The sequence below is a fragment of the Streptomyces corynorhini genome (genome assembly GCF_003346515.1).
Lineage (GTDB): Bacteria > Actinomycetota > Actinomycetes > Streptomycetales > Streptomycetaceae > Streptomyces > Streptomyces corynorhini.
The window spans coordinates 325-8,270 of the sequence record NZ_QQNA01000268.1 but is presented as its reverse complement, the minus strand read 5'-3'; the positions used below and the strand labels follow the sequence as shown (position 1 = coordinate 8,270).

Sequence of the window (7,946 nt, the reverse complement as noted above, 5' to 3'; positions counted from 1 at the left end):
GTCTCGTGCCCGGCGATCAGCAGCAGCACGCCCATCTGCGCGACGTCGTCGCGGGTCAGCTCGCCGGTCTCGACCCGGCCGACGAGACCGGACAGCAGGTCGTCGGCGGGGTGGGCGGCCTTCTCGCCCACCAGGTCCCCCAGATAGGCCGCCAGCCGCTTCGAGGCGGCCAGCCGCTCCTCGGGCTCGACCTCGCGGTTGATCAGGACCTTGCTGTTGTCCTGGAAGAAGTCGTGGTCGCCGTAGGGGACCCCGAGCAGCTCGCAGATCACCAGCGAGGGCAGCGGCAGGGCGAACGTCTGGACCAGGTCGACCGGCCGGGGACCGGCCAGCATGGCGTCGAGCAGATCGTCCGTGATCTTCTGCACGGCCGGCCGCATGGCCTCGATCCGTTTGAAGGCGAAGGGCGCCGTCACCATCCGGCGCAGCCGCCCGTGCTCGGGGTCGTCCATGAGGATGAAGCTGACCGCTCCGCTGCCGGGAGCGATCGGCACCGGGCTGGGGTAGCCGGGCCTGTGCAGATCGGCGCTGACCCGCGGGTCGCCCAGCAGGGTCCGCTGGTCGGCGTGCCGGGTCACCACCCACGGCGTACTGCCGTCCCACAGGCGCACCCGCCCCAGCGGCCCCTCGCGCTGTTTGTCCCGCAGCCCTGGGGGCGGGTCGAAGGGGCACTTCGCCGCTCTGGCCATGGGGAACTCGGGCAGCTCGGCACCCCGTTGGTCCGCCGGGCTCACTGCGCTGGTCATGGATTCCTCGCTCTCCTCGGAACCGGTCCTTCCGGCGCGGTCAGGCAATCCCATTCCATTAATTAAGTCAAGCATGTGATTTAAATCCACGCATGCGGGCGATCCGAATCAGCCAGCCGGAGGACTCACCCGTGGGCCGCGGCCCGTCGGAAACGGCTCCGCCCGGCCTCCGGGGAGGCCGGGCGGAGCCGGTGAGGAACGGGAACGAGAACGGGAACGGGAACGGCGGCGAGGAACGGTGGCGAGGAACGGAACGGTGCGGCGTGGTGCGGTGCGGTGCGGTGCGGAACAGAAGCCGGACGGTACGGAACTCGCCGGTACGGAACTCGCCGGTACGGCGAAGGCCCGTTACGACCTGGCCCCGGAGACCTCGGCGGCCTCCCCCTCACCGGCCCCGGCCTCACCGGCGGCGGCCGGAGCGGCCACGGCCGCCGACACCGGGCGGTGGCGCGGGATGAAGGTGCAGAGGAAGAAGGAGAGCAGCGCGGCGCCCGCGCCGATGGCCATGACCGTCTTGAAGGCGTTCTCGGAGGGCACGGAGACGGCGCCGAAGGAGACCGTCATCTGCGCGAGGACGACACCGGCGATCGCGCTGGCGAACGACGTACCGATGGACCGCATCAGCGCGTTGAGGCTGTTGGCCGCGGCCGTCTCGGACGCGGGCACGGCGCCCATGATCAGGGCGGGCATGGCGCCGTAGGCGAAGCCGACCCCCGCGCCGATGATGCAGGAGACCAGGATCAGGTGCCACACCTGGGACATCAGCACGATGTTGAGCGCGTAGCCGACGGCGACGATGAGGGCGCCGGTCATCAGGGTGATCTTGGGGCCCTTGGTCCTGGTGATGTTGGCCGAGATCGGGGCCATGGCCATCATGACGAGGCCCTGCGGCGCCAGCACCAGCCCGACGGTCATCATCGACTTGCCCAGGCCGTAGCCGGTCAGCTCGGGGAGCTGGAGCAGCTGCGGGAGGACCAGGGACATCGCGAACATCGAGAAGCCGAGCGCGATCGAGGCGAGGTTGGTGAAGAGCACCTGTCGGCGGGCGGTGGTGCGCAGGTCCACCAGCGGCTGCGTGGTGCGCAGTTCGTAGAAGCCCCAGGCGACGAGGATGACGACGGCCGCGACGAGCAGGCCGATCACGGTGCCGCTCCCCCAGCCCCAGTCGCCGCCCTTGGAGATGGCCAGCAGCAGCGAGACGAGCCCGGCCGCCAGGCCGAGCGAGCCGACCAGGTCGAAGCGTCCGCCCGTGCGGACCTTGGACTCGGGGACGAGCACGGTGATGAGGAGGCCGGCGACGACGCCGAGGGCGGCGGAGACCCAGAACAGGACGTGCCAGTCGAAGTTGTCGGCGATGAACGCGGCGGCGGGCAGGCCGAGGGCGCCGCCGACTCCGAGCGAGGCGCTCATCAGCGCGGTCGACCCGGCGAGGCGCTCGGCGGGCAGCACGTCACGCATGATGCTGATACCCAGCGGGACGACGGCGGCGGCCAGGCCCTGCAGGACCCGCCCGACGATCATCGGGACCAGGGACTCGCTCAGCGCGCAGACGACGGAACCGGCCACCAGCAGGGCGACGCTGATCAGCAGCATCCGGCGCTTGCCGTACATGTCACCGATCCGGCCCGCGACCGGGGTGGCGACGGAGGCGGCGAGCAGCGTGGCGGTGACGGCCCAGATCGCGTTCGACGGAGAGGCGTCGAGGTACTTCGGCAGCTCCGGGACGATCGGGATGACCAGGGTCTGCATCAAGGACACGACGATCCCGGCGAAGGCCAGGACCGCCACCACGGCGTTCGACCTCGGCGGGGCGGATCCCCCCGGAACGGGTCGGGCAAGAGTGTCGGACATGGAAATTCCTCCGTGAGGGGACATCAGACGTACTTGACTTACGCAACCATATTCCAATTGATTGACTTAAGCAACTTTACCTTCCCGTAACCCGGCGGCCCCCCGGACGCCTTTAGGCTTGGCCGCATGCCCAAACGGCCGCCCGCAGCGGCATCGTCGCCCGTCGGCCCGGACACCCCCGGGCGGACAGCCGCGTCGAGGCGTGCGGACGCGTCGGGGCTTACGGACACGTCGGGACGTACGGACGTGCCGGGGCTTACGGACGTGTCGGGGCTTACGGACACGTCGAGTCGTGCGGACGCCCCCGGGCGGACAGCCGCGCCAGGAGTCCGGCCGCACATCCTGGCCGTCACCGCCGATCCCGGCATCACCGAACTGCTCGCCCGCACCCTGGAGTGGTCGGGCTACCGCGTCACGACGGAGCACAGCGGCGCCGACGGCATACTCCGGTTCAGCCAGCACCCCTTCGACCTGGTGATCTGGGACGCCGGCCTGCCGGACCTCACCGACTTCGCCCGGGGCCGCCGCGTCACCCCCGCCGACCGTCCCCCGCTGCTGTTCCTGGCCGAGTGGGACAGCCTCGACCGCCTCGCCCCCGAGCTGCACCCGGGGACCGAGGACTACGTCACCAAGCCCGTACGGATCGCCGAGGTCCTCGCCAGGACCAGGGCCCTGTTGCGCGACCGGCACCCCGAGCGGGACGAGGCCGTGCCCCGCTACGCCGATCTGGTGCTCGACGACACCACCTGCCGGGCGCGGCGCGGGGACAGGGCGCTCGGCCTGACCCCGGCCGAGTACCGGCTGCTGCGCCATCTGATGGCGAACGCGGAGCGCGTGCTGTCCAAGGAGCAGATCAGCCGACACGTCTGGGGCGAGTTCCGCGCCCGGCACTCGATCGAGAAGACTCGTGGGCCGACTGCGGCACAAGGTGGACCTGGACGTGGCCAGGACAGCGGCCGGGACCGCGGTCGGGATCGCGGCCTCGGAGCGGGCCGAGCCCGTACTGATCCACACCCACCGGGGCTTCGGCTACCGGCTCGGCAGCTCCGAGCGCTGAGACCGTACGGCCTGGGGCCCCTGGAGCGGTCACCGCACCACGGCCCCAGGCGCATACCGGAAAAGCCCCGCCCAGCATGCCCCTGGGCCCGGCTCTCGGTCCGGCTCTCGGACCGGCTCTCGGACCGGCTCTCGGACCGGCTCGGCGAGGGCCTCTCCCCGCTCTAAGCCCTGCCGGTGCCAGCGGATCCAGCCCGCCTGTCCGCCGTCGACGAGGAGGTCGGTGCCGGTCACATAGAGCGACTGGGGGCCGGTCAGGAACGCCACGGCGTCGGCGATCTCGCCGGGCGTTCCGGTGCGGCCCACGCCGCACGCGTCGAGCATCTTCATCATGTGTCCCTCAGGATCCGAGTCGGCCTCGGCCTTCGACATCGCGGTGGAGATGACGCCAGGGCTGACGGTGTTGATCCGGGCGCCGCGCAGGTTCCAGGCGAGCGCCGCCGCCTGCACCCGTACGTGGTTGGCGCGCTTGGCCAGGATGTACGCGGACATCGCGTCGTCCCCGACGGCGGCGACCGCGTCCAGCGCGAGCAACTCCTCGGCGGGAGCGGTCGCGAGGGCCGCCTCGTCCTCGCGGCTCAGTGAGGCGTAGTGCCCGGCCATGCTGGCGACGCAGACCAGCGAGGTGCCCCGGACGGCGACCTCCTCGAACGCCTCGATGACGTGGACGGTGCCGAGCAGGTCGACATCGAAGATCGTGCGCGCCGACGCCGTGGCCGCCGCGACGCCCGCGGTGTGCACGACGGCGACCAGCCGACCCGCGTCCGCCGCGGTCCGCGCGAGCGCCTCGACCGACGCGCGCTCCGACACATCGGTCACCACGCCGCGTACGGCGTATCCCTCGACGCTCAACGACTCGACGGCACGGTCGAGTTGACGCTGTGAGGCGTCGGCGAGGAGCAGCGTCCGCCCGCTGCCGAGCCGCCGGGCGATGGCCGTTCCCATCCCGCCCGCGCCGGTGACCACCACCACGTCGGGCGCGTCGGCCGTTCCGTCCTGCGTACGGTCCGTACGGTTGTGCATGAGCAACCTCCTTGTTGTCCAGTGGAGTTCGCCGGTCCGGAAGCGGTCTGGCGAACGGCGACCGCGCGTCAGGCCGACTCGGCGGCCGGCACCGTCTCCTCCCAGGTGGAGCCGGTCGCGATGGACTGGCGCCACCGCCGGATCGCCTTGGGCGGCATCCCGACCGCCAGGACCCCGGTCACCCGGTCGCCGGTGCGGTACACGGCGACGAACCGGCGTCGCGCCAACTCGCCTTCCACCACGGCCACTTCGTCGTGGCCGCGCAGATAGCCGTACGCCTGGATCCTCATGTCGTACTGGTCGGACCAGAAGTACGGCACCGGCGCGAACGGCTTGCCCTCCCCCGGGTGCAGGAGGTTGCGCGCGGCGGCCATGCCCTGCTCCGCCGCGTGCGTACGGTGCTCGATCCGCATCTCGGTGCCGAACAGCGGGTTGTACCAGCGGGCCACGTCGCCCGCGCCGTACACCCCCGGTCCCGCGGCGCAGTACGCGTCGCAGACCAGCCCGTCCCCCACCGTCAGCCCGCTGTCCGCGAGCCACTCGGTGTTGGGGTGCGACCCGATGGCGACCAGGACGTCCTCGGCCTCGATCAGGGTGCCGTCCGCGAGCCGTACGCCGCCCTCGGTCACCTCCGCCACCGCGACCCCGGTGCGCAGGTCGACGCCGTGCTCCAGATGGGCCCGGGACAGCACGTCGCCGACCTCGGCGCCGACCGCGTGGGCCAGCGGTACGGGGGCGGGCTCGATCAGCGTCACCCGGGCGCCCAGCCCCGCCGCCACCGCGGCGGCCTCCGCGCCGAGGAACCCGGCGCCCACCACGGCCAGCCGCCGCCCCGCGCCCAGCCGGTGCCGCAGCGCCAAAGCGTCGTCCACGGTGCGCAGTACGTGCTGCGGGCCCTCGCCCGGCAGCCGGCGCGGCCGGACCCCGGTGGCGACGATCAGCCCGTCATACGCCACCCGCTCCCCGTCCGCCAGCAGCACCGTACGGTCCGCCGTGTCGAGCCCGGTCGCCGCGGCGCCCAGCCGCAGATCGAGGCCGAGGGCATCGAGGTCGGCGTAGGGGCGCAGCGGCAGCCGCTTGGGGTTCCACTCGCCCGACAGGATCTGCTTGGACAGCGGGGGCCGGTCGTACGGGGCGTGCGGCTCGTCGCCGACCAGGCTGATCGCCCCCTCGTACCCCTCCCGGCGCAGCGTCTCGACGGCGGCGAGTCCGGCCGCCGAGGCGCCGACCACGACGACGCGGCTCATCGGTCCGCTCGCCGCCTCGTCGCTCGCCGCCTCGTCGCTCGTCGCCTCGCCGCTCGCTGCTCCGCTCACTGCTCCACCAGCCTGAGCGCGGCGGCCGGGCAGATCGCCACGGCTTCCCGTACCCCGTCGAGAAGGCTCTCGTCGGGGTGTTCCTCCAGCAGGATCGCGACGCCGTCGTCATCGCGCTGGTCGAACACCTCGGGTGAAGCCATCACACACTGCCCCGCCGCGACGCACTTCGGCTCGTCCAGTTCCACACGCATGGGTGTCTCCACTTCACTTCGTCCGTGCGGGCCGGGTCACCAGGAGATGGGCAGGCTGTGGACGCCGTAGGTCGTCCCGACGTGGTCGAACTCCAGGTCGGCGAGGTCTGCGGCCAGCCGCATCGTGGGGATGCGGCGGTAGAGGGTGCTGTACACGACCTGGAGTTCCAGCCGGGCCAGGTTCTGACCGAGGCACTGGTGCGGCCCGTACCCGAACGCCTGGTGCTGGCGTGCCGGGCGGGTGACGTCGAGGTGCTGGGACTCGGAGAACGCCTCGGGGTCCCAGTTCGCGGCGTGCAGGTCGAAGATGATGCCGTCGCCCGCCTTGATGACGGTGCCGCCGATCTCGATGTCCTCCTTGGCGACCCGCCGTACACCGGTCTGCACGATCGACAGGTAGCGCAGCACCTCGTCGACCGCGTTGGCGATCAGCTTCGGGTCGTCGCTCTCCCGTACCAGCGCGAGCTGATCGGGGTGCTGGAGGAGCGCCAGGGTGCCCAGGCTGATCATGGTGGCGGTGGTCTCGTGACCGGCGATCAACATCGCCACGCCCATGTGGACGGCCTCGGTCCTGGACATCTCACCGGCCGTGACGCGCCCGGCCATCTCCGAGAGGATGTCGTCGCCGGGGCTGGTCAGCTTCTCGCCGAGCAGATCGTCCAGGTACGCGGCGAGCGCGCCGCTGACCCGCCGGGCCTCCTCCGGGGGCACACTGCCGTCGAGGACGGTGCTGCTGCTCGTCTGGAAGAAGTCGTGATCCTTGTACGGCACACCGAGCAGCTGCGCGATCACCAGCGACGGCAGCGGCAGCGCGAACGCCTTCAGCAGGTCCACCGGGTTGGGGCCGTCCAGCATGTCGTCGATCAGACCGTCGACGATCTTCTGGATCGGCTCGCGCATCTTCTCGATCCGCTTGACCACGAACGGCCCGTTGACGGTGCGCCGCAGCCGGGTGTGCTCGGGCGCGTCCGTGTTCGTGATCATGCGCGGCGACACCGGCGCGATCTGCGCGCGGTGCGCGTTGACGTACGGGAAGCCCGGGTCGAGGTCGTCGTCGCTGACCCTGGAGTCGGTCAGCAGCGTGCGCTGGTCGGCGTGGCGGGTGATCAGCCAGGGCGTGGCGCCGTTCCAGATCCGTACCCGGGAGATCGGGTTCTCGGAGCGCAGCTGCTGCGCGGCCGGTGCGGGAGCCAACGGGCACCCCGCCTCCCGCTCCATCGGATACAACGGCAGCGATTCGCCCGCGCCACCCACGGGGCAGGTCAGCGTGTCGGTCATGGCGTCTCCTCGGTGCTGTGGGGGATCGAAGGACTCGACTGGTCACCACAGAAGCGGAGCGGGCTGACGCTTTCCGGCCGGTTCGCTGACATCTCCCGGACGTGACGCACGTCACGCACCACGGCCAGGGTGACGGTACCGGGCGCTAGCTAGGACCTCTTGGCGCCGGGGGGAGGCGGGGGCGGGGGAAGAGGCGAGGGAAGAGGCGGAGGAAGGCGGAGGAAGGCGGAGGAAGGCGGAGGAAGGCGGAGGCGGAGGAGTACGGCGTTCGGTCCGACGTGTGGGTGGGTGCGCACACTTTGTGTGGGGTGGCCCGGCTCCGGCTCGGCGGCTGACCGTCCACTGTGTGCTGGGACTCATGCCCCGCTGGTCACCACCCGCTGTGTTCTGCGGGTCAGTACCAAGAGGTAAGCGAGCTGAACCAGCACCATTCATGACGAGTGGGGGCCGCCCCTCTCGCTTTGAGTTTCGCGCCTCCGGGC

At 71.4% G+C, this 7,946-nt stretch carries 5 protein-coding genes and 2 pseudogenes; 1 reads left to right on the top strand and 6 read right to left on the bottom strand.

All coding sequences use genetic code 11. The features are described 5' to 3' along the window. Window positions 1-746 (bottom strand): annotated as a pseudogene (locus tag DVH02_RS28205) (cytochrome P450); the annotation flags it as partial. A 348-nt stretch (window positions 747-1,094) separates the two neighbouring features. Beyond that, entirely contained in the window at window positions 1,095-2,597 is a 1,503-nt protein-coding gene (locus tag DVH02_RS28200) for an MFS transporter (RefSeq protein ID WP_114626683.1), read from the bottom strand. 126 nt (window positions 2,598-2,723) lie between these two features. On the opposite strand from DVH02_RS28200, the pseudogene DVH02_RS37000 reads away from it, so the two are divergent. Next, a pseudogene (locus DVH02_RS37000) lies at window positions 2,724-3,425 on the top strand (response regulator transcription factor); the annotation flags it as partial. A 258-nt stretch (window positions 3,426-3,683) separates the two neighbouring features. Here the strand turns inward: DVH02_RS37000 and DVH02_RS28190 are convergent. The 4 genes from DVH02_RS28190 to DVH02_RS28175 all read right to left on the bottom strand — a co-directional run bounded on the left by DVH02_RS28190 (window position 3,684) and on the right by DVH02_RS28175 (window position 7,464). Next, a complete protein-coding gene (locus tag DVH02_RS28190) occupies window positions 3,684-4,676 on the bottom strand; it encodes an SDR family oxidoreductase (protein ID WP_114626681.1) in 993 nt (330 codons plus the stop codon). Window positions 4,677-4,744: 68 nt separating this feature from the next. Continuing rightward, window positions 4,745-5,923: an NAD(P)/FAD-dependent oxidoreductase gene (locus DVH02_RS28185; RefSeq protein WP_114626684.1), complete on the bottom strand. Its 1,179-nt coding sequence runs from the start codon at window positions 5,921-5,923 to the stop codon at window positions 4,745-4,747. A gap of 65 nt (window positions 5,924-5,988) precedes the next feature. Beyond that, complete coding sequence (locus DVH02_RS28180; protein ID WP_114626680.1) at window positions 5,989-6,186, bottom strand: ferredoxin; 198 nt, start codon at window positions 6,184-6,186, stop codon at window positions 5,989-5,991. Window positions 6,187-6,222: 36 nt separating this feature from the next. Beyond that, window positions 6,223-7,464, bottom strand: coding sequence for a cytochrome P450 (locus tag DVH02_RS28175; RefSeq protein WP_114626679.1), 1,242 nt, complete (start codon window positions 7,462-7,464; stop codon window positions 6,223-6,225). Between the last annotated feature and the right edge of the window lie 482 nt (window positions 7,465-7,946).